Origin of the sequence: Streptomyces sp. NBC_01381 (assembly GCF_026340305.1) — a bacterium.
Taxonomy (GTDB): Bacteria; Actinomycetota; Actinomycetes; order Streptomycetales; family Streptomycetaceae; genus Streptomyces.
This window is the reverse complement of sequence record NZ_JAPEPI010000001.1, coordinates 2,439,400-2,462,689: the sequence shown is the minus strand read 5'-3', so window position 1 is coordinate 2,462,689 and position 23,290 is coordinate 2,439,400. Positions and strand designations below refer to the sequence as shown.

The 23,290-nt window shown below is 71.2% G+C and carries 23 protein-coding genes; 9 read left to right on the top strand and 14 right to left on the bottom strand.

What is annotated here, in order from left to right:
- Positions 1 to 62 precede the first annotated feature (62 nt).
- The 4 genes from OG453_RS11625 to OG453_RS11610 are packed head-to-tail and all read left to right on the top strand — an operon-like array spanning position 63 to position 3,288.
- A complete protein-coding gene (locus OG453_RS11625; RefSeq protein ID WP_266867114.1) occupies positions 63 to 1,106 on the top strand; it encodes a PhoH family protein in 1,044 nt (347 codons plus the stop codon).
- Positions 1,107 to 1,119: 13 nt separating this feature from the next.
- Positions 1,120 to 1,617: an rRNA maturation RNase YbeY gene (gene ybeY, locus OG453_RS11620; protein WP_266867112.1), complete on the top strand. Its 498-nt coding sequence runs from the start codon at positions 1,120 to 1,122 to the stop codon at positions 1,615 to 1,617.
- Between the two features lie 16 nt (positions 1,618 to 1,633).
- Positions 1,634 to 2,935 (top strand): hemolysin family protein, encoded by a 1,302-nt coding sequence (locus OG453_RS11615; protein ID WP_266867110.1) that lies wholly within the window; start codon positions 1,634 to 1,636, stop codon positions 2,933 to 2,935.
- Positions 2,932 to 3,288 (top strand): MmcQ/YjbR family DNA-binding protein, encoded by a 357-nt coding sequence (locus OG453_RS11610; RefSeq protein WP_266867108.1) that lies wholly within the window; start codon positions 2,932 to 2,934, stop codon positions 3,286 to 3,288. Before OG453_RS11615 ends, OG453_RS11610 begins: the two co-directional genes overlap by 4 nt.
- Here OG453_RS11610 and OG453_RS11605 read toward each other — a convergent pair.
- The gene (locus tag OG453_RS11605; protein WP_266867106.1) at positions 3,285 to 4,718 is read right to left on the bottom strand and encodes an MFS transporter; all 1,434 of its coding nucleotides are present in this window, start codon (positions 4,716 to 4,718) and stop codon (positions 3,285 to 3,287) included. The genes OG453_RS11610 and OG453_RS11605 overlap by 4 nt on opposite strands.
- 170 nt (positions 4,719 to 4,888) lie before the next feature.
- On the opposite strand from OG453_RS11605, the gene OG453_RS11600 reads away from it, so the two are divergent.
- Positions 4,889 to 5,713, top strand: coding sequence for a helix-turn-helix transcriptional regulator (locus OG453_RS11600; RefSeq protein WP_266869812.1), 825 nt, complete (start codon positions 4,889 to 4,891; stop codon positions 5,711 to 5,713).
- A gap of 17 nt (positions 5,714 to 5,730) precedes the next feature.
- Positions 5,731 to 6,084 carry a cytidine deaminase gene (locus OG453_RS11595; protein ID WP_266867104.1) on the top strand — a complete coding sequence of 118 codons (354 nt, stop codon included), beginning with the start codon at positions 5,731 to 5,733 and terminating at the stop codon, positions 6,082 to 6,084.
- 12 nt (positions 6,085 to 6,096) lie between these two features.
- On the opposite strand, the gene OG453_RS11590 is transcribed toward OG453_RS11595, so the two are convergent.
- The 7 genes from OG453_RS11590 to OG453_RS11560 all read right to left on the bottom strand — a co-directional run bounded on the left by OG453_RS11590 (position 6,097) and on the right by OG453_RS11560 (position 15,047).
- Complete coding sequence (locus OG453_RS11590; RefSeq protein ID WP_266867103.1) at positions 6,097 to 7,200, bottom strand: carbohydrate kinase family protein; 1,104 nt, start codon at positions 7,198 to 7,200, stop codon at positions 6,097 to 6,099.
- Positions 7,201 to 7,285: 85 nt separating this feature from the next.
- Positions 7,286 to 8,479 (bottom strand): macrolide family glycosyltransferase, encoded by a 1,194-nt coding sequence (locus OG453_RS11585; protein WP_266867101.1) that lies wholly within the window; start codon positions 8,477 to 8,479, stop codon positions 7,286 to 7,288.
- A gap of 153 nt (positions 8,480 to 8,632) precedes the next feature.
- A complete protein-coding gene (locus OG453_RS11580; protein WP_266867099.1) occupies positions 8,633 to 9,634 on the bottom strand; it encodes an adenosine deaminase in 1,002 nt (333 codons plus the stop codon).
- Positions 9,635 to 9,647: 13 nt separating this feature from the next.
- Positions 9,648 to 10,556, bottom strand: a complete 909-nt coding sequence (locus OG453_RS11575; RefSeq protein ID WP_266867097.1) for a ribonuclease Z — start codon at positions 10,554 to 10,556, stop codon at positions 9,648 to 9,650.
- Positions 10,557 to 10,562: 6 nt separating this feature from the next.
- A complete protein-coding gene (locus OG453_RS11570; protein ID WP_266867095.1) occupies positions 10,563 to 10,916 on the bottom strand; it encodes a histidine triad nucleotide-binding protein in 354 nt (117 codons plus the stop codon).
- Positions 10,917 to 11,147: 231 nt separating this feature from the next.
- Positions 11,148 to 14,375: a S41 family peptidase gene (locus tag OG453_RS11565; RefSeq protein WP_266869811.1), complete on the bottom strand. Its 3,228-nt coding sequence runs from the start codon at positions 14,373 to 14,375 to the stop codon at positions 11,148 to 11,150.
- A gap of 51 nt (positions 14,376 to 14,426) precedes the next feature.
- On the bottom strand, positions 14,427 to 15,047 hold the full coding sequence (locus OG453_RS11560; protein ID WP_266867093.1) for a hypothetical protein: 621 nt from the start codon (positions 15,045 to 15,047) through the stop codon (positions 14,427 to 14,429).
- A 119-nt stretch (positions 15,048 to 15,166) separates the two neighbouring features.
- Between OG453_RS11560 and OG453_RS11555 the strand changes: the two genes are divergently transcribed.
- Positions 15,167 to 15,604, top strand: a complete 438-nt coding sequence (locus OG453_RS11555) for a hypothetical protein (protein ID WP_266867091.1) — start codon at positions 15,167 to 15,169, stop codon at positions 15,602 to 15,604.
- Here OG453_RS11555 and OG453_RS11550 read toward each other — a convergent pair.
- The 5 genes from OG453_RS11550 to hrcA all read right to left on the bottom strand — a co-directional run bounded on the left by OG453_RS11550 (position 15,546) and on the right by hrcA (position 19,983).
- Positions 15,546 to 15,803 (bottom strand): hypothetical protein, encoded by a 258-nt coding sequence (locus OG453_RS11550; RefSeq protein WP_266867089.1) that lies wholly within the window; start codon positions 15,801 to 15,803, stop codon positions 15,546 to 15,548. The genes OG453_RS11555 and OG453_RS11550 overlap by 59 nt on opposite strands.
- 26 nt (positions 15,804 to 15,829) lie before the next feature.
- The gene (locus OG453_RS11545; protein WP_266867087.1) at positions 15,830 to 16,570 is read right to left on the bottom strand and encodes a 16S rRNA (uracil(1498)-N(3))-methyltransferase; all 741 of its coding nucleotides are present in this window, start codon (positions 16,568 to 16,570) and stop codon (positions 15,830 to 15,832) included.
- A complete protein-coding gene (locus tag OG453_RS11540) occupies positions 16,567 to 17,664 on the bottom strand; it encodes a nitronate monooxygenase (RefSeq protein ID WP_266867085.1) in 1,098 nt (365 codons plus the stop codon). Before OG453_RS11540 ends, OG453_RS11545 begins: the two co-directional genes overlap by 4 nt.
- 165 nt (positions 17,665 to 17,829) lie before the next feature.
- On the bottom strand, positions 17,830 to 18,966 hold the full coding sequence (dnaJ, locus tag OG453_RS11535; protein ID WP_266867083.1) for a molecular chaperone DnaJ: 1,137 nt from the start codon (positions 18,964 to 18,966) through the stop codon (positions 17,830 to 17,832).
- Complete coding sequence (hrcA, locus tag OG453_RS11530) at positions 18,967 to 19,983, bottom strand: heat-inducible transcriptional repressor HrcA (protein ID WP_135335328.1); 1,017 nt, start codon at positions 19,981 to 19,983, stop codon at positions 18,967 to 18,969.
- A 213-nt stretch (positions 19,984 to 20,196) separates the two neighbouring features.
- On the opposite strand from hrcA, the gene OG453_RS11525 reads away from it, so the two are divergent.
- Positions 20,197 to 20,940, top strand: coding sequence for an MBL fold metallo-hydrolase (locus OG453_RS11525; protein ID WP_266867077.1), 744 nt, complete (start codon positions 20,197 to 20,199; stop codon positions 20,938 to 20,940).
- 35 nt (positions 20,941 to 20,975) lie between these two features.
- Positions 20,976 to 21,791, top strand: a complete 816-nt coding sequence (locus OG453_RS11520; RefSeq protein WP_266867075.1) for a DUF3097 domain-containing protein — start codon at positions 20,976 to 20,978, stop codon at positions 21,789 to 21,791.
- A gap of 207 nt (positions 21,792 to 21,998) precedes the next feature.
- On the opposite strand, the gene hemW is transcribed toward OG453_RS11520, so the two are convergent.
- On the bottom strand, positions 21,999 to 23,231 hold the full coding sequence (hemW, locus tag OG453_RS11515; RefSeq protein ID WP_266867073.1) for a radical SAM family heme chaperone HemW: 1,233 nt from the start codon (positions 23,229 to 23,231) through the stop codon (positions 21,999 to 22,001).
- Positions 23,232 to 23,290 lie beyond the last annotated feature (59 nt).

Here is a 23,290-nt window from a genome sequence, read left to right as displayed (position 1 = left end):
AAGGCTGTCGAGCGGCCACCAAGCCCCGCATGAGGAGGATGAGCAGGCCCTAGAGCCGGCCCATGACTCAGACACCCACAGCTCGTACCCCTGCCCAGGGGCAGTCCCGAGCCCACTTCACCGTCCCGGCGAACCATCCCATGGTGACGGTGCTCGGCTCCGGAGACGCCCTGTTGCGCGTGATCGAGAAGGCCTTCCCGGCGGCCGACATCCATGTCCGGGGCAATGAGATCAGCGCGGTCGGTGACGCCCATGAAGTCGCCCTCATCCAGCGCCTGTTCGACGAGATGATGCTGGTGCTCCGCACCGGTCAGCCGATGACGGAGGACGCAGTGGAACGCTCGATCGCCATGCTCAGGGCGGACGAGGCAGGAGAAGGCGACGGCCAGGAGACCCCGGCCGAGGTCCTCACGCAGAACATCCTCTCGTCCCGGGGCCGCACCATCCGCCCCAAGACCCTCAACCAGAAGCGCTATGTCGACGCCATCGACAAGCACACCATCGTCTTCGGCATCGGCCCCGCGGGCACCGGCAAGACCTACCTGGCCATGGCCAAGGCCGTGCAGGCCCTGCAGTCCAAGCAGGTCAACCGCATCATCCTGACCCGCCCGGCCGTCGAGGCCGGCGAGCGGCTCGGCTTCCTGCCGGGCACGCTCTACGAAAAGATCGACCCGTATCTGCGGCCGCTCTACGACGCCCTGCACGACATGCTGGACCCGGACTCGATTCCACGGTTGATGGCGGCCGGGACCATCGAGGTCGCCCCCCTCGCATACATGAGGGGCAGGACCCTGAATGACGCCTTCATCATCCTCGACGAGGCGCAGAACACCAGCGCCGAGCAGATGAAGATGTTCCTGACCCGCCTCGGCTTCGACTCGAAGATCGTGGTCACGGGCGATGTCACGCAGGTCGACCTGCCCAACGGCACCAAGTCGGGTCTGCGCCAGGTGCAGGACATCCTGGAGGGCCTCGACGACGTGCACTTCTCGCGGCTCACCTCCAGCGATGTCGTACGGCACAAGCTGGTCGGCCGTATCGTCGACGCGTACGAGAAGTACGACGACAGCCAGCAGCGTCAGCAGAACAAGAAACACGGGAAGTAGCGGAAACCGCACCATGTCGATCGACGTCAACAACGAATCCGGGACCGAGGTCGATGAGCAGGCGATCCTCGACATCGCCCGCTACGCACTCGCGCGGATGCGCATCCACCCGCTCTCCGAGCTCTCGGTGATCGTCGTGGACGCCGACGCCATGGAGCAGCTGCACATCCAGTGGATGGACCTGCCGGGGCCGACGGACGTGATGTCGTTCCCGATGGACGAGCTGCGCCCGCCCGCCAAGGACGAGGAGGAGCCGCCGCAGGGCCTCCTCGGCGACATCGTGCTCTGCCCCGAGGTCGCGCTCAGGCAGGGCAAGGAAGCGGAGACGGAGCACTCGATGGACGAGGAGCTGCAGTTGCTCACCGTCCATGGAGTGCTTCACCTCCTCGGGTACGACCATGAGGAGCCGGACGAGAAGGCGGAGATGTTCGGTCTCCAGGCGGCCATCGTCGACGGCTGGCGCGCCGAGCACGGCCTGACCGGGCCGTCTCCCGCGCCCACCGTCTCCTAGGGCCGCCGACGCCGTCATGAGTCCTCAACTGATCGCGGGCGCCGTCGCCCTGGTCGTCGTGGCCTGGCTCGCGGCCTGCGCCGAGGCGGGCATCGCCCGCGTCTCCAGCTTCCGGGCGGAGGAGGCGGTCCGTTCCGGGCGGCGCGGCAGCGCCAAGCTCGCGCAGGTCGCCGCCGATCCCACCCGCTATCTCAATGTGGCACTGCTCGTGCGCGTCGCCTGCGAGATGGCCGCGGCGTCCCTGGTGACGTACGCCTGCCTGAAGGAGTTCCCCGAGACCTGGCAGGCGCTCGCCGTCGCCATCGCGGTGATGGTCCTGGTGTCGTACGTCGCCGTGGGGGTGTCGCCGCGCACCATCGGGCGTCAGCACCCGCTGAACACGGCGACGGCGGCCGCGTACGTCCTGCTGCCGCTGGCCCGCGTCATGGGGCCGATCCCGCCGCTCCTGATCCTCATCGGCAACGCGCTCACACCCGGAAAGGGCTTCAGGCGCGGCCCGTTCGCCTCCGAGGCCGAGCTGCGGGCGATGGTCGACCTCGCGGAGAAGGAGTCCCTCATCGAGGACGAGGAGCGCCGCATGGTGCACTCCGTCTTCGAGCTCGGCGACACCCTCGTACGCGAAGTGATGGTGCCCCGGACCGACTTGGTCGCCATCGAGCGCTTCAAGACGATCCGGCAGGCGCTGACGCTCGCGCTGCGGTCCGGTTTCTCGCGGATCCCGGTGACGGGCGAGAGCGAGGACGACGTCGTCGGCATGGTCTATCTGAAGGACCTGGCCCGCAAGACGCACATCAACCGCGACGCGGAGAACGAACTGGTGTCGACGGCCATGCGCCCCGCCACGTTCGTGCCGGACACGAAGAACGCGGGCGATCTGCTGCGCGAGATGCAGCAGGAGCGCAATCACGTCGCCGTCGTCATCGACGAGTACGGCGGCACGGCGGGCATCGTCACCATCGAGGACATCCTCGAGGAGATCGTCGGCGAGATCACCGACGAGTACGACCGTGAACTGCCGCCGGTGGAGGAGCTCGCGGACGGCTGCTACCGCGTCACCGCGCGCCTCGACATCGGTGACCTCGGCGAGCTCTTCGGGCTCGACGAGTTCGACGACGAGGACGTCGAGACGGTCGGCGGCCTGCTCGCCAAGGCGCTCGGCCGGGTGCCGATCGCCGACGCGTCGTCGATCGTGCCGCTGCCGGACGGGCGGGAGCTGCGGCTCACCGCGGAGTCCGCGGCGGGGCGGCGGAACAAGATCGTGACGGTGCTTGTGGAGCCGGTCGTGCCGGGTGGCGCGAGAGAGGGGACTTCGGGGTGACGCCGCAGGAGCTGCGTACGTTCTGTCTGTCGTTCAACGCGGCGGTGGAGGAGTTTCCGTTCAACCCCGACACCTCGGTCTTCAAGGTCCTCGGCAAGATGTTCGCGCTCTGCCACCTCGACGCGCAGCCGCTCAAGGTGAACCTCAAGTGTGAACCGGACATGGCGGTCCAACTGCGGGCCGCGCACCCCGAGATCGTGCCGGGCTGGCACATGAACAAGCGGCACTGGAACACGGTGACCGTCGACGGAGAGCTCCCGGACCGGCAGGTCCGGGAGCTCATCGAGGACTCGTACGACTTGGTCGTCGCGGGCCTCCCGCGGGCGGAGCGCCTCCGGCTCGACCGCCCCTAGCCGCGTGCGCCCGTGCGGCGCAGACCCGCGGCCACCAGGGCCGCCGTGGCCAGGACCACCGCCGTGTCGATCAGGAGCACCGTCCGCGTCCCCGCCAGAAGATCCGTGCCCGTGGTCGCGATGGCCCCGAGGAGCGGGATGCCGACGGTGATGCCCACCTGCTGGGTGGAGGTGACCAGGCCCGTGGCCAGGCCCTGTTCCTCGTCCGGGACGCCCGATGTGACCGTCACGCCGTACGAGATGATCGCGCCCAGATGGAACATGCTGGCGATCGAGACGCCCGCCGTGGCGAGCCAGACCGACCAGGTGCCTTCGTCGATGCCGAGCAGCGACGCGATGAACAGGCCCTGGCCGAGCAGCGAGACGACGAGGGTGCGGTGCGCACCGAAGCGGCTGATGACCCTGGGCGCGTAGATCCCGGCGACCACGGAGAGCACGCCCTGCACGCCGAAGACGAGACCGGTCTGGGAGGCGGAGAGGCGCAGGACCTCCTGCAGATAGAGCGTGAGGACGAAGATGACGGCGGACATCATCGAGAAGGTGACGAGACCGCCCAGGTTGCCCCACGCCACCGTGCGCCGCCGCAGCATCGGCAGGGAGACCAGCGGCGCCGCGGCGCGCGACTCGATGCGGCCGAAGGCCGCGAGCAGCAGCACGCCGCCGATGAGCGTGACGATGACGTCGGTGCCGCCGAAGCCGCGCTCGGCGGCCGTGGACAGGGCGTAGATCAGGGCGAGCAGACCGCCGGTGACGGTGACCGCGCCCGGGATGTCGAGGCGCGGGCGGTCAGGGGTGCGGGACTCGGGCAGCAGGCGGGGCGCCAGCGGCAGCACGATCAGCGCGAAGAGGGTCAGCAGGCCCATCGTGGAGCGCCAGCCGAGCGTGTCGGTGAGTACGCCGCCGAGCACCATGCCGATGGTGAAGCCGAGCGAGAGCAGGGTGCCGGAGATGCCGAGCGCCCGGTCGCGCTGCGGGCCCTCGGGGAAGGTCGTGGTCAGCAGGGACATGCCGGTCGGCACGATCGCCGCCGCGGCCACGCCCTGCAGCGCGCGCCCGGCGAGGAACGACGCCGGGTCCCAGGCGAACGTCGCGAGCAGCGAGGCAAGGCCGAACAGGGCGAGCCCGCCGAGGAACAGCCTGCGCCGCCCGAACAGGTCGCCGGTGCGGCCGAACAGCAGCAGGAAGCCGCCGGACGGCAGGGCGAACGCGGTCACCGCCCACTGCAGCGCGGACTGGCTCATGCCGAGGTCGGCGCCGAGGACGGGCAGCGCCACGTTCAGCACGGAGAAGTCCAGCGCCACCATGAACTGGGCGGCGCAGAGCACGAAGAGGACGAGCCTGTCGCGGGTGGAGAGCTTGGGGGCCCGAGGTTGCCGCGGCGCCGCGGGAGCGGCTGGTGCGGAAGAGGGAGTGGAGGTGTCGATCGCCATGTCCATGAGCTTCCGGTGTCCGGAATAGCCGTGGGGAGCTGGAACTTATGCTGGTGGTCGGAACACCAGGCAGGGGGGAGCCGTACATGGCGGGGACGAGCGAGGCGGCTGCGGTACGGCCGCAGGACGCGTCCAAGGCGAGGCGGCTCGGTGAGCTGCGCGAGTTCCTGATGAGCCGCCGGGCCCGGGTCAGCCCCGCGGAGGCGGGGCTTCCGGACGGCGGGGCGCGACGGCGTACGCCGGGTCTTCGCCGTGAGGAGGTCGCCGTGCTCGCCGGGGTCGGCGCGTCCTGGTACCAGTGGCTGGAGCAGGGCCGCGACATCTCGGTGTCGCCGCAGGTCCTGGACTCCGTGGCGCGCGTCCTGAAGCTGTCGAGCGCCGAGCGGCGGCATCTGTACGTCCTCGCCGGCCTCAACCCGCCCGCGCCGGAGGTCGAGCAGGCCGACCGGGACATGTGCCACGGCATGCAGCGCCTGATCGACACATGGATGCCGTACCCGGCGCACATCATGGACCGCTACTACAACTGCGTCATGTACAACGACGCGGCCGGGATGGTCTTCGGGATGCGCCCCGAGATCACCCAGAACTGCATCGTCGACTTCTTCACGGACCCCATCTACCGCTCACGGAGCGTGAGTTGGCAGGAGAACGCGGCGCGGGTCGTCGCGCAGTTCCGGGCGTCGTGCTCGGAGTCCCCGGACGACGAGGGCTTCCAGGCGATCCTCGCCGAGCTGCGGGATTCGGCGGGCGGTGAGTTCACCGAGCTGTGGGAGCGGCGGGACATCCAGCCGGCCGGGCAGGTCCACAAGGAGCTGACGCATCCGCTGGTGGGCTCGCTGCACGTCGAGTCGACGGCGCTGCGGGTGCCGGCCCGGCCCGATCTGACGATCGTGCTTCACACGCCGCTGGACGAGGCGGAGACGGCGGCGAAGCTGGAGTGGCTCGCGTCGCCGGAGGGGCGGCGGGGGTCCATGTTTCCGGTGGCGATGTAGCTCCGTATGCTCGGATCATGACCGAGAGCACCGCGCTGGGCGCTGAGGACCGGAAGATCGTGACGCTGGCTCGTTCGGCGCGGGCGCGGAACGGAGTGGCCGAGGGGGCCGCCGTGCGGGACGAGACGGGGCGTACGTACGTCGCCGGGACCGTCGCGCTCGCCTCGCTCGAGCTTTCCGCGCTGCGGACGGCGGTGGCCATGGCTGTCGCCTCCGGCGCGGAGTCCCTGGAGGCGGCTGCGGTCGTCTCCGGTGCCGAGGAGCTGCCGGCGGAGGACCTTTCCGCCGTGCGGGACCTTGGCGGGGCCGGGACGCCGGTGTTCCTGGCGGGGCCCGACGGGGAAGTCCGGGCGCAGCTCCAGGCCGGCTGACCTGCCCCGCCCTTACGCCGAACGGAACCCGATCGTCGGCACCGCCCGCCGCAACGGCCACGGACGGGTCACCTCGGGAATGAGGCCCTCCAGGAAGCCGTAGCGGTGCAGCGCCGCCGGGTCCTGGTCGTCGACCTCCCGCACGGTGCGCCACCACGCGGCGACCTCCGCCCACCCGGGCGCCGACAGGGACCCGCCGAACTCCTGCACTGAAAGCGCCGCCGTGAGCCCCGCGAAGGCGAGCCGGTCGGCCAGCGGCCAGTCCGCGAGCGTCCCGGTCACAAAGCCCGCCACGAACACGTCCCCGGCCCCCGTGGGGTCGAGCGCCTCGACGGCGATCGCGGGGACCTCGGCGGTCTCGCCGGTCCGCCCGTCCACGGCGTACGCCCCTTCGGCGCCCAGCGTCACCACGACGAGCGGAACGTGCTCGGTCAGTGCCCGCGCGGCGGCACGCGGGCACTGGGTTCGCGTGTACCGCATGGCCTCCTCCGCGTTCGGCAGGAAGGCCTCGCAGTGCTCCAGGTCCGCGAGCCCCGCCAGATCCCAGCGCCCGGTGTCGTCCCACCCCACGTCGGCGAAGATCCGGGTCCCCTTGCGGGCGGCCTGGGCGATCCACGGTGCGCGCGTGCCGGGCGTCAGGGCGGCGACGGCGGCACGCGCGCGTGGCGGGCAGTGCGGGGCGCCGCCGTCCGGGGCATCGGCGTCGGGCGGCGGCTCGTGCCCGTGGCTGACCATGGTCCGCTCACCCTCGTACGCCATGGACACGGTCACCGGGGAGTGCCAGCCGGGCACGGTGCGCGACGGCGTGAGGTCGATGCCCTCGCCCTGTTCGAGCGCGTCCCAGCAGTACTCCCCGTAGTGGTCGTCGCCGAACGCCGCCGCGAGCGAGGTGCGCAGGCCGAGCCGGGCCAGCGCGGTCGCCATGTTGGCCACGCCACCGGGGCTCGACCCCATCCCCCGCGCCCAGGACTCGGTCCCGCGCACGGGCGCGGAGTCGAGCCCGGTGAAGATGATGTCGAGGAAGACCGTGCCGGTGAGGTAGACGTCGCAGTCCGGATCACCGGCTCTGCGGGCCGCCTTGAGCGGGTCGACGCTGGGTTTGAGGGGTACGACCATGCAGGCAACGTAACCGACGGAGCTTTCGGCCACTCGGTGTGGCACGGCATGGAGTCGTCCATGCCGTGCCGTGCGCCTCGAGGGGCTAGGAGATTCCGAGCTCCGCCTCGACGAGATCAGCGGCCCGGACCGTGCCGCCCTCGCCCCGCACCTCCGCCTTCAGCCGGGCGACCCGACCGGCGACATCGGCATCGGAAGTCAGCTCGAGGAGAGCGGCCCGCAGTGCGTCAGCCGTCGCATCGGCGGTATCGATCCGCCACGCGACCCCCAGCTCCACAAGGCGATCCGCGTTGAGCGGCTGCTCGGCCCCCTGAGGCACCGCGATCATCGGCACCCCACAGAAAAGACCCTCGCTGCTGCTCCCCATGCCCGCATGCGTGACGAACGCGTCGGCCTGCTCCAGGATCGCCAACTGCGGTACCCACGAGCGCACTTCAACGTTCCCCGGCACCTCCCCCAGCTCCGCGGGATCCACGTGCTTGCCGATCTGCAGCACCACATGCCACCCGGCGAGCCCGCCGAACGCGGCCACGCACTGCCGGTAGAACTCGGGCTGCTGGGTGTACGCGGAGCCCAGCGACACGAGCAGCACCTTCTCGGCGCCCTCGGGCCGCTGCCAGCTCCCCTGCCCCGACCGGTCCCCGAAGCAGGGCCCGACGAAGCTGACCCGCCGCGGATCGACCCGGTCGGCGAACAGCTGCATCGCCCGGGGGATCGTCGCGACGGCCCGCTCGGGCGTACCCGAGAAGGCGCCGACGTCCAGGGTCGTGGCCCCGTTCCCCGCGAGCCACTCCCCGAACCGGGCCTCGAGTTCGGCGGCACCCGGCAGCTGCCGGAGCTGCGCCCCGACCTCCTCCTGGTAGCCGTCCCAGGCCACATAGGTGGGCGACAGCTGCACGAACGGCCGCCGCTGCCCCTCGGCCAGCGCACGGGCGACGTACGCGCCGATGTCGTACAGATACAGATCGGCGGGGTCGTCGTCGTAGAACGAGCGCAGGCGCGGAAGCACCGCGATCGCGTCGTCGAGGAAGAGGGCGCTCGCGGCGATCGGGTCCTCGGGCCAGATGTTGTCCTTGAAGGGCAACACCGATGTGACGGGGACGAGTTCGGCACCGGTGGGCTCGATCAGCTCGCGGGTCGCCGGGTCGTTCGCGTACGTCACCCGGTGCCCGCGCGCCACCAGCTCGCGGATGATCTCCAGACTGGGCAGCACATGGCTGACCATCGGGACGCCGACCATGGCGACATGGGCAGGGCGACGGGACGTTGGACGATGCATGGAGATTCCTTCGTGTGATTCAACTGCTGCGGACGAGGACACGACGGCCCGGCGCAGCCGCTGATCGCGGGGCGCCCGGGCCTATGAGGGCCGTGTCAGCCGTAGAGCTGAGCGATGGAATCCATGCGTGAACCGTAGCTCCGCCCCTGACGATCAGTCGAACGAATAATCGGCGACCTCGGCGAGATACCGCGCCCGCAGCGCCTCGTCCTCCGCGCTCCTGTCGAGGAAAGATGCCTCGAACGAGTTCCGCGCGAGTTCCCGCAGCCGCTCCTGGTCGATCCCGAGCGCTTCCCGTACGGCGTGGAAGGTGTCGCCGACATAGCCGCCGAAGTACGCGGGGTCGTCGGAGTTGACCGTGCACAGGAGGCCGGCGTCCATCATCCGGGCCAGCGGGTGCTCTTCGAGTACGTCGATGGCGCGCAGCCGGACGTTGGACAGCGGGCAGAGCGTGAGCGGCACCCGCTCCCGCACGAGCCGCTCCACGAGCGCCGGGTCCTCCATGCACCGCAGCCCGTGGTCGATGCGCTCGACGCCCAGGACGTCCAGGGCCTCGGTGATGTACGCGGGCGGCCCCTCCTCGCCCGCGTGCGCGACCCGGCGCAGACCGAGCGCGGCGGCCGCCTCGTACACCTCGCGGAACTTGGCGGGCGGATTCCCGACCTCGGCGGAGTCGAGCCCGATGCCGACGATCCGGTGGAGGTGGGGCTTGGCGGCGTCCAGCGTCTCCAGGGCGGACTCGGCGGACTGGTCCCGCAGGAAGCACATGATGAGCCGGGTCGAGATCCCGTGCCGCTCCTCGCTGCGGTCCAGGGCGCGCCCGAGCCCCTCCACCACGGTGCCGATGCCGACGCCGCGCGCCATGTGCGCCTGCGGGTCGAAGAAGATCTCCGCGTGCCGCACGCCCTGCCGGGCGGCGCGCGCCAGATAGGCGTCGGCGAGCTCCTCGAAGTCCCGCTCGGTCAGCAGGACAGCCATCAACCCGTAGTACAGATCGAGAAAAGACTGCAGATCATCGAAGAGATAGGCCTTGCGGAGCTCTTCGGAGTCGGCGTACGGCAGGGTGACGCCGTTCCGGGCGGCGAGGGCGAAGGCCAGTTCAGGCTCGAGCGTCCCCTCGATGTGGAGGTGGAGTTCGGCTTTGGGAAGGGGCATGGCGGCGGCTCACTCAGGTGGTTCGTTTGGGCAGGGGTACACGCAACAGGTCCTGTGCGACGGTGAGTTCACCGTCGAACCCGGCCTCCCGGGCCTGCTGCTCGAAAACGCGGGAGTCGGGGTAGCGCTGACTGAAGTGGGTCAGTACGAGATGCCGGACACCGGACTCCATGGCGACACGGGTCGCCTGCCCCACGGTCAAGTGCCCATGATCGACGGCAAGTTGCTCGTCTTCATCCAGGAAGGTCGACTCGATGACGAGCATGTCGCACCCTTCCGCGAGGGCGTAGACGCCGTCACACAGCCGGGTGTCCATGACGAAGGCGAACCGCTGCCCCCGCCGCACGGTGCTCACCTCGTCGAGCGCGACGCCCCGCAGTACGCCTTCGCGCTGCAGCAGTCCCACGTCCGGACCGGTGATCCCCCGCGCGGCGAGCAGCTCGGGCCGCATCCGCCGGCCGTCGGGCTCGGCGATGCGGTAGCCGAACGACTCGACGGGGTGCGAGAGCCGGACGGCGTCGAGCGCGAAGGAGGAGGAGACGGCCAACTGCCCGTTTCCGTCGACGGGTTGCTCGATCAGCGCGACCGACTCGCGGTAGGCGGTGGCATACCGCAGCCGGTCGAAGAAGTGCTGCCCCGAGCGCGGGAAATGGACGGTCACGTCATGCGGGACCCGGTCCAGATTGATCCGCTGGATGACGCCGGGAAGACCGAGCGAGTGATCGCCGTGGAAGTGCGTGACACAGATCCGGTGCAGGTCGTGCGCGGCGATGCCGGCACGCAGCATCTGCCGCTGCGTGCCCTCGCCGGGGTCGAAGAGGATTCCCTGCCCGTCCCAGAGCAGGACGTAGCCGTTGTGGTTGCGGTGCCGGGTGGGGACCTGGCTCGCGGTGCCGAGGACCACCAATTCGCGTACGGACAAGGTGCGTTATCCCGGGGGCCACTGGAGGCCGCGTCCGCCGAGGAGGTGGGCGTGCGCGTGGAAGACGGTCTGGCCCGCGCCGGAGCCGGTGTTGAAGACGATGCGGTAGCTCTCCGCCTTCTCCTCGGCGGCGACGTCGCCGGCCTCGCGGAGGAGGTCGGCGGCGATGGCGGGGTCGGCGGCGGCGAGGGCGGCGGCGTCCGCGTAGTGCACCTTGGGGATGACCAGGATGTGGGTGGGGGCCTGCGGGTTGATGTCCCGGAAGGCGACGGTCGTCTCCGTCTCCTTCACGACGGTCGCGGGTACGTCACCCGCGACGATCTTGCAGAACAGGCAGTCTGCCTGCGGTTCTCCCGCCATGGGGCGCCTCCGGTCCGAGCTGATTCACTATGCCCCCCGCATGCTATCCGGGCTGCGCCCACGCCTGGCCGCCTCCACGCCCCCGGCAGCGCTGGGCTGCGCCCCGCGGTCCCGCCTGGAACGGGCCTTTCCCGCCCGCCCGCCCGATTACCCGGGGCAATCGGGTGGGTGGGCGGGAAAGACGTTCCGCCCTGCGGAACGCCTGCCCACAGCAAGGGAAGTCCAGCTCGCTCACGTCCCCGGCAGCTCCGGTGCCGTCTTTGGCGGGGTCGTCTCCAGTGCCGCCAGCGCCAAGCGAATTGCCTCGTCCAGTTGAGGGTCCGCGCCGGACGCGTAGTCCTCCGGTGTCGTCACCACCTCCACGTCCGGGTCCACGCCGTAGTTCTCGACGCCCCACCCGTACCCCTCGAGCCAGAACGCGTACTTCGGCTGCGTCACCAACGTCCCGTCCACCAGGCGGTACCGGCTGTCGATGCCGATCACCCCGCCCCACGTCCGCGTCCCCACCACGGGCCCGATCCCCAACGCCTTGATCGCCGCGTTCACGATGTCCCCGTCGGAACCGGAGAACTCGTTGGCGACGGCGACGACCGGCCCGCGGGGCGCGTCCGCCGGGTAGCTGTACGGCTGCGCGCCGCGCGGCAGGTCCCAGCCCACGATCTTCCGGGCGAGCTTCTCCACGACCAGCTGCGACGTGTGCCCGCCACGGTTCTCGCGTACGTCCACCACGAGGCCGTCCCTGGCCACCTCCACCCGCAGGTCCCGGTGGATCTGCGCCCAGCCAGGGGCCTGCATGTCCGGCACGTGGAGATAGCCGAGCCGCCCGCCGGACCGCTCGTGGACGTACGCCCGCCGGTCCACGACCCACGCGTGGTACCGCAACGGCTCCTCGTCATCGACGGGGACGACCACCGCGTGCCGCGGATCGCCTCCCCCCGCGGGCGACACGGTCAGCTCGACGGGCTTGCCCGCCGTACCCACGAGCAAGGGCCCAGGACCCGTCACCGGATCGACCGGCCGCCCCGCGACGGCGAGCAGCGCGTCGCCGGCCCGCACCGCGACCCCGGGAGCGGCGAGCGGCGAACGGGCGGCGGGGTCCGACGTCTCGGAGGGCAGGATCCGGTCGATCCGCCACGCACCGTCCGTGCCCCGCGAGACATCCGCCCCGAGCAGCCCCTGCCGCACCGCGGGAGTCCCCCAGGCCCCGCCCCCGAAGACGTACGCATGCGACGTGCCGAGCTCTCCCGCGACTTCCCACAGCAGGTCGACGAGGTCGTCGTGCGTGGCGACGCGGTCGAGCACCGGCCGGTAGCGGTCGAGTACGCCGTCCCAGTCGATCCCGCCCAGGTCCGGCCGCCAGAAGTTGTCCCGCATGAGCCGCCCGGCCTCGTCGTACATCTGGCGCCATTCGGCGGCGGGGTCGACGGTCTGGCGGACCCGGGTGAGGTCGACGGTGATGTTGGAGTCGGAGTTCTCGTCGCCGGAGGCGCGCCGGTCGCTCGGCACGACCTTCAGCTTGCCGTCGACCCACAGCAGCACCCGCTTGCCGTCCCCGCTGACGGAGAAGTGGTCGGCATCCGACGCCAGTTCCTCGATGCGCTGCTGTACGAGGTCGTAGCGTTCGAGCTCGGTCTGCGGGTCGGGATCGGACGGGGTGGCGCGGGAGGCGCCGAGGACTCCGCGCACGGGGTGCCGCAGCCACAGGACGCCGTCCTTGGCGGCCCGCAGCGTGGAGTAGCGGGCGGCTTCGACGGGGAAGGGCACGATGCGGTCGGCGAGCCCGTCGAGGTCGATCCGGGTGACGGGAGCGCCCTCGCTGTCCGGAGTCTCGTCCTTGTCGGGCGCTTCGAAGGGCCGCCCGTGACGCTGCGGCCCGAAGGGCGATGGCGTGGTGGCGGCCAGCGTGATCAGGTAGGGCCGCGATCCGCCGACGAAGGCGAGGTCGAAGACGTGCTCGTCGTAGACGGGGTCGAAGGAGCGCGCGGACAGGAACGCCAGGTGCTTCCCGTCGAGGGTGAACGCGGGTGCGTAGTCACGGAATCGCAGCGGAGTCGCCTCGGACACCGAGAGGTCTGCCGTGTTCGCCAGCTTCAGCTGGCGCAGCGGACGCGGCCCCGGGTGCGACCAGGCGAGCCAGGCCGAGTCCGGCGAGAAGACAAGACCGGTGGCGTCGCCGTGCTCCCCGCGGTCGACCTCGCGCACCTCGCCGCTCTCCCGCTCGACGAGCAGCACACGCCCGTCGTGCGAGGCGACGGCGGCCCGGCTGCCGTCGGGCGCCACGGCGAGCCCGAGCACCCGGCCCAGCTGCCCGGCGGCGATCCTGCGCGGCGTGGCGCCCGGCGCGAGCCCCGTGGCGGGCGCGAACTGGAGCGCGTCGTCGCCCTCCGCGTCCGTCACCCAGACGACGTGTTCCTCGCCGTCGACGCGGAACGTGCGCGGCAGCCGTGCGCGCACCCCGTGCTCGACGGCGAGGGCGCGGGCAGGACCCTCGCGGTGCGTCACCCAGTGCACGCCGCCGCGCACGGAGACGGCACTGCCGCGTCCGGTGTGGTCGGGAGCGGCGGCGCCGAACCAGCGCGCCGCGCTCACGGGGAACGGCTGGAGGTCGGTGCGCTGGCCGCCGAGGCGGATGTCGATGCGGCGCGGCTCGGCGTCCACCAGGTCGTCCAGGAGCCAGAGTTCACCCGCGGACGCGTAGACGACACGCGTGCCGTCGGTGGCGGCATGCCGGGCGTAGAAACCGTCGACCCCCGTATGCCTGCGCAGATCGGACCCGTCCGGCAGCGAGGAGTAGACGGCCCCGACGCCCTCATGATCGGAGAGGAAGGCGATGCGCTCCCCCACCCACAGCGGGTACTCGATGTTCCCGTCGAGCTCTTCATGGACGCGTACGAAGCGGTCGTCGCCGCCCTCGTCACCGGCGCCGCCACGCCGGATCCACAGCTTCCCCGCCGTGCCGCCCCGGTACCGCTTCCACCAGGCGGCCTCGCGCCCCATCGGCGCGGAGAGCAGCAGGACTTGACCGTCCCGCGGGCCGTGCGCGACATCGCCGACCAGTCCGTACGGCAGCGTGTCGGCGGGCCCGCCGTCCAGCGGGACGGCCCGCGCCCAGCTGCGGCGCAGCGATGCCTGGCCGTACGTGCTGACCGCGAGGACCTGCCCGTCCGGGGTCCAGCCCCGCACCGACGTACGCGAACTCCCCCAGTACGTGAGGCGCTTGGAGGATCCGCCGTCGACCGGGGCGACATGCACCTCGGGGGCGCCGTCCCGTGTGGACGTCCAGGCGATGGTCGTGCCGTCCGGGGAGATGCGGGGGTGGTTCACCGGCATGTTGTCGGCGCTGACGCGCCATGCCCGGCCGCCGTCGAGGGGAGCGACCCAGACGTCGTCCTCAGCGGTGAAGGCGACCAACTCGCCGCGCAGATGCGGAAACCGAAGATACGCAGGGTGCCCAGTCAGTGTCACACGGCCAGCCTAAGCAGGTGCGGCGGAGCCGGTCAGCGTTTTGGATCACTTGCCCTTGAAGCACGAGCACGTCGGGGCGGGAGTCGCGGGCGGCGGATCGGGCGTGACGGTCACCGTGACGGTGGGCGCGGGCGGCTGATGGGACGTCGGGGCCTGGGTCGGCTCGTCACCGCCGTGGTCACCGCCGCCACCGTTGTCGTTGCCGCCGTTGTTGTTGCCGCCATTGCCGTTGCCGTCGTCACCCCCGGAGCAGTCGCCGAGCACGTCCACCCGGAACCACTCCTTGCCGTCGACCTTGGCGGTCAGGTTCCCGCGTACGCAGTGCCCGTCGACGACGGACCAGACGGTCCCCTTGACGGTGATGTCACTGGTGTCGTCGGACCCCTTGCCCTTCCTGGCCTGCCCCTGGCAGTCGACATGGGCGACGGCCTCGTGGTCCCGATCCCCGCTGGACGGGGTGACCTTGTCCTTGAAACGGGCGGTGCAGCTGATCCACAGCACGTCGAGGTGCTGCCGCTCCAGTTCCTTCGTCGCCATCTCGTCGGTGGTGATCGCGATGGACGCGGTGTTCATGCCCCCGTCGACGGGATCGCACGCGGCGCCCCCGACCACCGCGGCCCCCGCCAGCGCGACGGCGTACAGCACCCGCCGACGCCGCCCGCGCACGACCACCGCACGATCCCGTAAGCGCCTCAATGCCCCCATAGGCGGCAGAGTGCCACCACAAGCCGCCTGACGGTAGACCCCTTTGCGTCCACTCCGGGAAACAGTCGTAGCCTCCCCGCATGGGAAACGACCGCAGGCTCCGGCGCCTTGTCGTCGACGACCGCACCACCTACCTGTGGTCGTTCCGGCACCGCCACGACAGCGCCACCGGCGTCGGCGGCCCGGACTGCCGTCATGTCCTGTCCCTGTACCGCGAGGGCGGCCGGTTCCGTACGGCGATCGTGTTCCGGGCGGGGCCCGGTCGCGTCATCTCCGAGGGCTCCTGGGAGTACGGATCGCTGGTGGACATGACCGAGAACGACGACCGGAAGTGGCTCAACCTCTACGAGCCCGGATCCGTCCGGCTGCTCGTCGACGAGGCGACGGCACGGGGACTGCTGCCCGGCGAAGGCGCGGGCCGGCAAGAAGTGGACGGCTGGCCGCTGCTGGAGGGTGCCCTCAGCCGCGCAGCAGCAGCCACTCCTGCAGCTCCACCAAGTTCCCTTCCGGGTCCTTGAGACCCCGCAGTTCGCCCAGGAGTTGAGCCATCATCGAGCGGTCCTGGAGAGCGATCCCCGCGGAGCCGATCGCCGGACTGAATTTCTCGTACGGTCCGTCCACCGCCCCCGACTGCGGCTTGAGGCCGAGGACGTCGGCGTAGAAGTGGTAGCAGGCGCTGAAGTCCGATACGAGCAGCCGCACTTGGGCCAGTTCCATGGCATCCCCCTGCCTTGTGCGGGGGTTCAGGACCAGCGGCCCGTGCGCCCGAGGAGCAGTGCGGCCGCCGCCGTCCCCGCGGTCGATGTTCGCAACACGCTACGCCCCAGGCGGTACGGCTTCGCCCCCGCGGCGGCGAAGGCCGCGAGCTCGTCCGGGGAGACGCCGCCCTCGGGGCCGACCACGAGGACGATGTGCCCGGCCGCCGGAAGCTGCGCCGTGGATAGGGGTTCGCTGCCCTCCTCGTGCAGGACGGCGGCGAGGTCCGCCTCCGCGAGCAGCGCCGCGACCTGCTTGGTCGTCGCCGCGTCCGCGACCTCCGGGAAACGCACCCGGCGCGACTGCTTGCCCGCCTCGCGCGCCGTGGCCCGCCACTTGCCGAGCGCCTTGAGCCCGCGCTCGCCCTTCCACTGCGTGATGCAGCGGGACGCCGACCAGGGCACGATCGCGTCGACGCCGGTCTCCGTCATGGTCTCCACGGCGAGTTCACCGCGGTCGCCCTTGGGCAGCGCCTGCACGACCGTGATCCGGGGCTCCTCGGGAGCCTCTTCCCGTACGGCATCCATCCGCACGATCAGCCGGTCCTTGCCCTCGGTTTCGAGGACCACGCAGTCCGCCCATCGCCCGGCGCCGTCGGTGAGGACAAGCTCCTCACCGGGGTTCAGCCGCTTCACGGAGACGGCGTGCCGCCCTTCGGGACCATCGAGTACGTAGCGTCCTTCGCCACCCGCGTCGAAGTGCTCGACGACGAAGACCGGGGCGGTCATGCCTGGCCCCCGGGCTGGATCCCCTGCTGCCCGCCGGCCGCCAACGCGGCCTTCGCGGCGGCCAGTTCGGCCGCGAGGACCTCCACGAGCTGCCCGGCAGGCAGCTCCCGTGCCATCCGGTGCCCCTGCCCGGCCCAGAGCGCCATGCCCTGCGCGTCACCGGCCTTGGCGGCGGCCTTGCGCAGTCCGCTGGTGAGGTGGTGGACCTGGGGGTAGGCGGCGGGGGCGTACGGGCCGTGCTCGCGCATGAAGCGGTTGACCAGGCCGCGGGCGGGGCGGCCGGAGAAGGCGCGGGTCAGTTCGGTCCTGGTGAACAGCGGATTGGTCATGGCCTGCTTGTGCAGGACGTTCGCGCCCGACTCGGGGCAGACCAGGAACGCCGTGCCGAGCTGCGCCGCGTCCGCACCCGCCGCGAGCACCGCGGCGATCTGCGCGCCTCGCATCAGGCCGCCGGCCGCGACCACGGGGATCTGCACGGTCTCGCGCACCTGCGCGATGAGCGAGAGCAGGCCGAGCCCGGAGCCGTCCGTCTCGGGGTTGTCGCGGTGCGTGCCCTGGTGGCCGCCGGCCTCGACGCCCTGTACGCAGACGGCGTCGGCGCCGGACCACTGCGCGGTCTGTGCCTCTTCGGGGGTGGTGACCGTGGCGACGGTGATCGTGCCGACGCGGGCGAAGGCGTCGAAGACGTCGCGGGTGGGGCACCCGAAGGTGAAGGAGACGACCGGCACGGGATCGTCGATCAGAATGGCGAGCTTGGCGTCGTAGCCGTCGTCGCGGCCGCTGTCCGGATCACCGAGCTGCGTCTCGTACCAGCTGGCCTCGCCCGCGAGCTGGTTGCGGTACACCTCGACGGCCGCGGTGTCGGCGTACTCGGGCTGCGGCATGAAGAGATTCACGCCGAAGGGCTGGGCGGTGAGCCCCCGCAGCTGTTTGATCTCCTGGTACATCCCGTCGGCCGTTTTGTACCCGGCGGCGAGGAAGCCGAGCCCCCCGGCCTCGGACACGGCGGCGGCGAGCTGCGGACAGGAAGCACCGCCCGCCATGGGGGCCTGCACGATCGGGTAGCGGCAGAGATCGGTCAGCGCGGTGGACATGAACGCATCGTGCCATGCCCTGGGCGGGCGGCCGAATCGCCCCTTCCGTTAGCTGTAGCGCCCCGAAAGGGGCGCGGGGAACTGCGCGAGCAACCAAGAACGACCCGCAGACGACAAAGTGCCCCCGGCAGGGAGCAATCCACTGCCGGGGGCAAAAGCAAGGCGCTACCGCCCGTTGAACGCATCCTTCAAGCGCGAGAACAACCCCTGCTGCCCAGGCTGGAATTGGCCGGTAGGCCGCTCCTCGCCCCGGAGCTGCGAAAGCTCCCTCAGCACCCGCTCCTGCTCCGCGTCCAGCTTCGTCGGCGTGAGCACCTCGACGTGGACGATCAGATCGCCACGGCCCCCGCCCCGCAGATGCGTTACGCCACGCCCGTGCAGCGGGACGGACTGCCCCGACTGCGTACCGGGCCGGATGTCGATCTCCTCGAGCCCGTCAAGCGTCTCCAGCGGCACCTTCGTGCCCAGCGCCGCCGCCGTCATCGGGATCGTCACCGTGCAGTGCAGATCGTCGCCGCGCCGCTGGAACACGGCGTGCGGCAGCTCGTGGATCTCGACGTACAGGTCACCGGCGGGACCGCCGCCGGGGCCGACCTCGCCCTCGCCCGCGAGCTGGATCCGCGTGCCGTTGTCGACACCCGCGGGGATCTTCACGGTGAGCGTCCGCCGCGACCGGATGCGGCCGTCACCGGCGCACTCGGGGCACGGCGTGGGCACGACCGTGCCGAAGCCCTGACACTGCGGGCAGGGCCGCGAGGTCATGACCTGGCCGAGGAAGGACCGCGTGACCTGCGACACCTCACCGCGACCGCGGCACATGTCACACGTCTGGGCGGAGGTGCCGGGAGCGGCACCCTCCCCACTACAGGTCGTACAGACGACAGCCGTGTCGACCTGAATGTCCTTGGTGGTCCCGAAGGCGGCCTCGTCGAGGTCGATCTCCAGACGGATCATGGCGTCCTGGCCACGGCGCGTGCGCGAGCGCGGTCCGCGCTGCGACGCCGTACCGAAGAAGGCATCCATGATGTCCGAGAAGTTCCCGAACCCGCCCTGCCCGAAGCCGCCGGCACCGCCGCCGCCCGCCTGGGACAGCGGGTCGCCGCCGAGGTCGTAGACCTGCTTCTTCTGCGGGTCCGACAACACCTCGTACGCGGCGTTGATCTCCTTGAAGCGCTCCTGAGTCTTCGGATCCGGATTCACATCCGGGTGAAGCTCACGCGCCAGCCTCCGGAAGGCCTTCTTGATCTCGTCCTGGGAAGCGTCGCGGCGCACGCCTAGTACGGCGTAGTAGTCCGTGGCCACTTACGACTCCGCCAGGATCTGTCCGACGTAACGTGCCACTGCGCGTACTGCTCCCATCGTTCCCGGATAGTCCATGCGTGTCGGTCCGACCACGCCGAGTTTGGCTACTGCCTCGCTGCCCGAACCGTAGCCGACCGAGACCACGGACGTGGAGCTGAGTCCCTCATGGGCGTTCTCATGACCGATCCGTACGGTCATGCCCGAATCCGTGGCCTCGCCAAGCAACTTGAGGAGTACGACCTGCTCCTCGAGGGCCTCGAGGACGGGCCGGATGGTGAGGGGAAAGTCATGTCCGAAGCGGGTGAGATTGGCCGTTCCGCCGATCATCAGCCGCTCCTCGGTCTCCTCGACGAGGGTTTCGAGAAGCGTGGAGAGCACCGTGGCCACCGTGCCCCGGTCCTCCGCGTCGAAGGAGTCCGTCATGTCCTGCACCAGCTGCGGCACGTCCGCGAAGCGACGGCCCGCGACCCGGCTGTTGAGCCGCGCCCGCAGGTCGGCGAGCGAGGTCTCGCCGAACGGCGCCGGACAGTCGATCATGCGCTGCTCGACCCGTCCGGTGTCCGTGATCAGTACGAGCATCAGGCGGGCCGGGGCCAGCGAGAGCAGCTCCACGTGCCGGACGGTCGAGCGGGTCAGGGACGGGTACTGCACGACGGCGACCTGCCGGGTCAGCTGCGCGAGCAGACGCACCGTACGAGCGACCACGTCATCGAGGTCGACGGCACCGTCGAGGAAGTTCTGGATGGCCCTGCGCTCGGGCGCCGCCATCGGCTTGACGCCGGCGAGCCGGTCGACGAAGAGGCGGTACCCCTTGTCGGTCGGGATGCGCCCCGCGCTCGTATGAGGCTGGGCGATGAACCCTTCCTCCTCCAGCGCCGCCATGTCGTTGCGGACCGTCGCCGGGGAGACGCCGAGGCTGTGCCGTTCGGTGAGGGCCTTGGAGCCGACGGGCTCCTCCGTCCCCACATAGTCGTGGACGATGGCGCGCAGCACCTCGAGCCTGCGTTCACTGAGCATCCGCGCACACCTCCACCGATTCGTCCACCGCTTCGCCCTGACATTTGTCTGCCCTGAGCCCCTGCCTGGCACTCCCCTCGGGCGAGTGCCAGTCCTCACCGCGCCCAGTGTACGGCCGACGGGTACGGGCCCGGCAAGGGCCGGACCTCGCGGTTCGGAACAGCGGGCGAGGCAGCGGCTGCCAACCGGTCCGCCGGGGGCTAGCGTCGGCTTATGGACGTGGCGCTGGCATGGGACGAGGCGGGTTGGGAGCGGCTTGCGCCGCATGTCGGGCGGCGGCGCCTTCCGGTGTGGGACTGCACGGCGGGGCTCGTCGTCGGCGGCGAATCCGCCCTCATGATCGAGGCGGGCGCGACGCTGCGGGAGGGCGCGGAGCTGCGGACCCAGGCCCGCACCATCCTGGGCGGCGGCCGCCGGGTCACCCATCTCGCCCTGACCCACCCGCACTTCGACCATGTGCTCGGGGCGGCGGCGTTCGCGGGGGTTGAGCTGTACGGCGCGGTGGGCCTGGACTCGCTCCTCGCCAAGGGCCGCGACGAGCTGCGGGACTCAGCGGTACGGCACGGTGTCCCGCTGGATGCCGCAGCCGAGGCGGCCGATCTCCTCGTCCACCCGCATCACTTGGTGTGCGGGGAGTGGACGCTCGACCTGGGCGGCGGGGTGCAGGTGCTGCTCGCGAACGTCGGCCCCGGCCACTCGGGCCACGACCTGGCGGTCCTCGTCCCCGGCACGGAAGCGTCCCCCGAGATCGTCTTCTGCGGCGATCTGGTGGAGGAGTCGGGCGAACCGCAGGCGGGTTCCGACGCGGTCCCCAAGCACTGGCCGGCGGCGCTCGACCGGCTCCTCGACCTGGGCGGGGAGGACGCGTTGTACGTCCCCGGGCACGGAGCCGTGGTGAATGCGGAGTTTGTCCGTGCGCAACGGGCCACACTGGCGGCACGCTTCGGCGTGTCGTAGGCGGTGGGGCGCCGCCTCTTCCTATCGTCATCCGAATGCGCCAGTACTCCCCCGACCTCACCCCGCCGTGGAAGAAGCCGAAGCCCGTGCCGGAGGTCGCCGCGGATGCGGGCCTCGTGGTGGAGGAGCTGAGCACCGGTTTCTGCGGGGCGGTGATCCGCTGCGAGAAGACCGCGGAGGGGCTGACGGTCACCCTGGAGGACCGCTTCGGCAAGCACCGCGTCTTCCCGATGACGCCGGGCGGCTTCTCCCTGGAGGGCCGTACGGTCACGCTGGTGAGGGCGGCCACCTCCACTCCGGTACGCCCCACCCGTACCGCTTCCGGTTCGGTGGCGGTGCCGGGAGCGCGGGCCCGGGTCGCCCGCGCGGGTCGGATCTACGTCGAGGGCCGCCACGACGCGGAGCTGGTGGAGCGGGTCTGGGGCGACGATCTCCGTATCGAGGGGGTGGTCGTCGAGTACCTGGAGGGCATCGACGACCTGCCCGCGATCGTCGCGGAGTTCGCGCCAGGGCCGGACGCGCGGCTCGGCGTCCTGGTGGACCACCTGGTTCCCGGCTCGAAGGAGTCCCGTATCGCGGCGTCCGTGAGCAGCGCGCACGCGCTGGTCGTCGGCCACCCGTACATCGACGTGTGGGAGGCGGTGAAGCCGGGGTCCGTGGGCATCGCGGGGTGGCCCCGGGTGCCGCGGGGCCAGGACTGGAAGACGGGCGTCTGCCATGCCCTGGGCTGGGCCCCCAATACAGGCGCCGCCTGGCAGCGGATCCTGGGCTCGGTACGCAGCTACCGGGATCTGGAGCCGGAACTCCTGGGCCGGGTGGAAGAACTGATCGACTTCGTCACGGCCCCCTAGCCCGCCGACGCGCCGTCGTCGGCCGCGCCGTCGTACCGCCGCTCCGCGGCGAAAGCTTTCCCGCCCACCCACCCGATACCCGGCAGTTGCCCGCCCGCCCAGCCTGTGGTCTTCGCTCCCGGCCGCAGGTATTTCAGCCCGTCCGGCGTTTGAGGACGAACTCGGCGGAGCCGGTGATCGACGGCCACCTCGCGGCCGGCGCACCCCTCAGTCGACGAGATCCCGCACCACCCCATCCGCCAGCAACCGCCCCCGCAGGGTCAGCACAGCCCGCCCCTCCCCGAACGGCCCCGCCTCCAGCAGCCCCTCCTCCAACGCCCGGCCCGCCGCCGCCCGACCCGCAGGGCGGAGCAAAGACAAAGGGCACCCAGAAAGCAGCCGCAGCTCAAGCAGGATCCGTTCCACCCGGCGGTCCTCCGCAGAGAGGAGCTCCCGCCCGGCCCCGGGCGACCGCCCGGCAGCCAGCGCCCCCGCGTACGCCCCCGGATGCTTCACGTTCCACCACCGCACACCCCCGACATGGCTGTGGGCCCCCGGCCCGGCCCCCCACCAGTCGGCCCCCCGCCAGTACAACTCGTTGTGCAGACACCGCCCCGCCTCCGAGGTGGCCCAGTTGGACACCTCGTACCAGGAGAATCCCGCGCCCCCGAGCACCTCATCGGCGATCAGGTACCGGTCCGCGTGCACGTCGTCGTCCGTCATCGGCACCTCCCCGCGCCGGATCCGCCGCGCCAGCTGGGTGCCTTCCTCCACGATCAGCGCGTAGGCACTGACGTGGTCGGGGCCCGCCCCGATCGCCGCGTCGAGGGAGGCCCGCCAGTCGGCGTCGGACTCCCCCGGGGTGCCGTAGATCAGGTCCAGGTTCACGTGGTCGAAGCCCGCCGCACGGGCCTCCGCCACGCACGCCTCGGGGCGGCCCGGCGTGTGCGTACGGTCGAGCACCTGCAGGACGTGCTGCTTCGCGCTCTGCATGCCGAAGGAGATGCGGTTGAAGCCACCGGCCCTGAGCTCGCCCAGGTACTCGGGCCCGACCGACTCCGGGTTCGCCTCAGTAGTGATCTCCGCGTCGTCCGCGAGGCCGAACTCATCCCGTACGGCACCCAGCATGCGGACAAGATCACCCGCCGCCAGCAGCGTCGGCGTACCCCCTCCCACGAACACGGTCCGCACCGGGCGCGGGTCGTCGCCCAGTACCTTCCGGGCGAGGCGGACCTCGTCGATCAGCGTGTCCGCGTAGTTGTCGCGCGAGGCGAGGACGCCGCCGGAACCGCGCAGCTCGGTCGCCGTGTACGTGTTGAAGTCGCAGTATCCGCAGCGCGTGGCGCAGTACGGAACGTGGAGGTAGAAGCCGAGCGGACGGGCCCCCGCCCCCTGCAGGGCGGACGCGGGCAGCGTCCCGTCCTCGGGCATGGGCTCACCATCGGGCAGTGCGGAAGGCATACCTTCGATTGTCCCGCACCGCCGGGAATCCCCGAGCCGCCCTCGTTCTGCCCTGACGC

Coding starts and splice junctions, on each gene's coding strand:
- OG453_RS11625 (WP_266867114.1), top strand. CDS start 63: ATGACTCAGACACCCACAGCTCGTACCCCTGCCCAGGGGCAGTCCCGA.
- ybeY (WP_266867112.1), top strand. CDS start 1,120: ATGTCGATCGACGTCAACAACGAATCCGGGACCGAGGTCGATGAGCAG.
- OG453_RS11615 (WP_266867110.1), top strand. CDS start 1,634: ATGAGTCCTCAACTGATCGCGGGCGCCGTCGCCCTGGTCGTCGTGGCC.
- OG453_RS11605 (WP_266867106.1), bottom strand. CDS start 4,718: ATGGCGATCGACACCTCCACTCCCTCTTCCGCACCAGCCGCTCCCGCG.
- OG453_RS11600 (WP_266869812.1), top strand. CDS start 4,889: ATGAGCCGCCGGGCCCGGGTCAGCCCCGCGGAGGCGGGGCTTCCGGAC.
- OG453_RS11595 (WP_266867104.1), top strand. CDS start 5,731: ATGACCGAGAGCACCGCGCTGGGCGCTGAGGACCGGAAGATCGTGACG.
- OG453_RS11590 (WP_266867103.1), bottom strand. CDS start 7,200: ATGGTCGTACCCCTCAAACCCAGCGTCGACCCGCTCAAGGCGGCCCGC.
- OG453_RS11585 (WP_266867101.1), bottom strand. CDS start 8,479: ATGCATCGTCCAACGTCCCGTCGCCCTGCCCATGTCGCCATGGTCGGC.
- OG453_RS11580 (WP_266867099.1), bottom strand. CDS start 9,634: ATGCCCCTTCCCAAAGCCGAACTCCACCTCCACATCGAGGGGACGCTC.
- OG453_RS11570 (WP_266867095.1), bottom strand. CDS start 10,916: ATGGCGGGAGAACCGCAGGCAGACTGCCTGTTCTGCAAGATCGTCGCG.
- OG453_RS11555 (WP_266867091.1), top strand. CDS start 15,167: ATGGGAAACGACCGCAGGCTCCGGCGCCTTGTCGTCGACGACCGCACC.
- OG453_RS11550 (WP_266867089.1), bottom strand. CDS start 15,803: ATGGAACTGGCCCAAGTGCGGCTGCTCGTATCGGACTTCAGCGCCTGC.
- OG453_RS11545 (WP_266867087.1), bottom strand. CDS start 16,570: ATGACCGCCCCGGTCTTCGTCGTCGAGCACTTCGACGCGGGTGGCGAA.
- OG453_RS11540 (WP_266867085.1), bottom strand. CDS start 17,664: ATGTCCACCGCGCTGACCGATCTCTGCCGCTACCCGATCGTGCAGGCC.
- hrcA (WP_135335328.1), bottom strand. CDS start 19,983: ATGCTCAGTGAACGCAGGCTCGAGGTGCTGCGCGCCATCGTCCACGAC.
- OG453_RS11525 (WP_266867077.1), top strand. CDS start 20,197: ATGGACGTGGCGCTGGCATGGGACGAGGCGGGTTGGGAGCGGCTTGCG.
- OG453_RS11520 (WP_266867075.1), top strand. CDS start 20,976: ATGCGCCAGTACTCCCCCGACCTCACCCCGCCGTGGAAGAAGCCGAAG.
- hemW (WP_266867073.1), bottom strand. CDS start 23,231: ATGCCTTCCGCACTGCCCGATGGTGAGCCCATGCCCGAGGACGGGACG.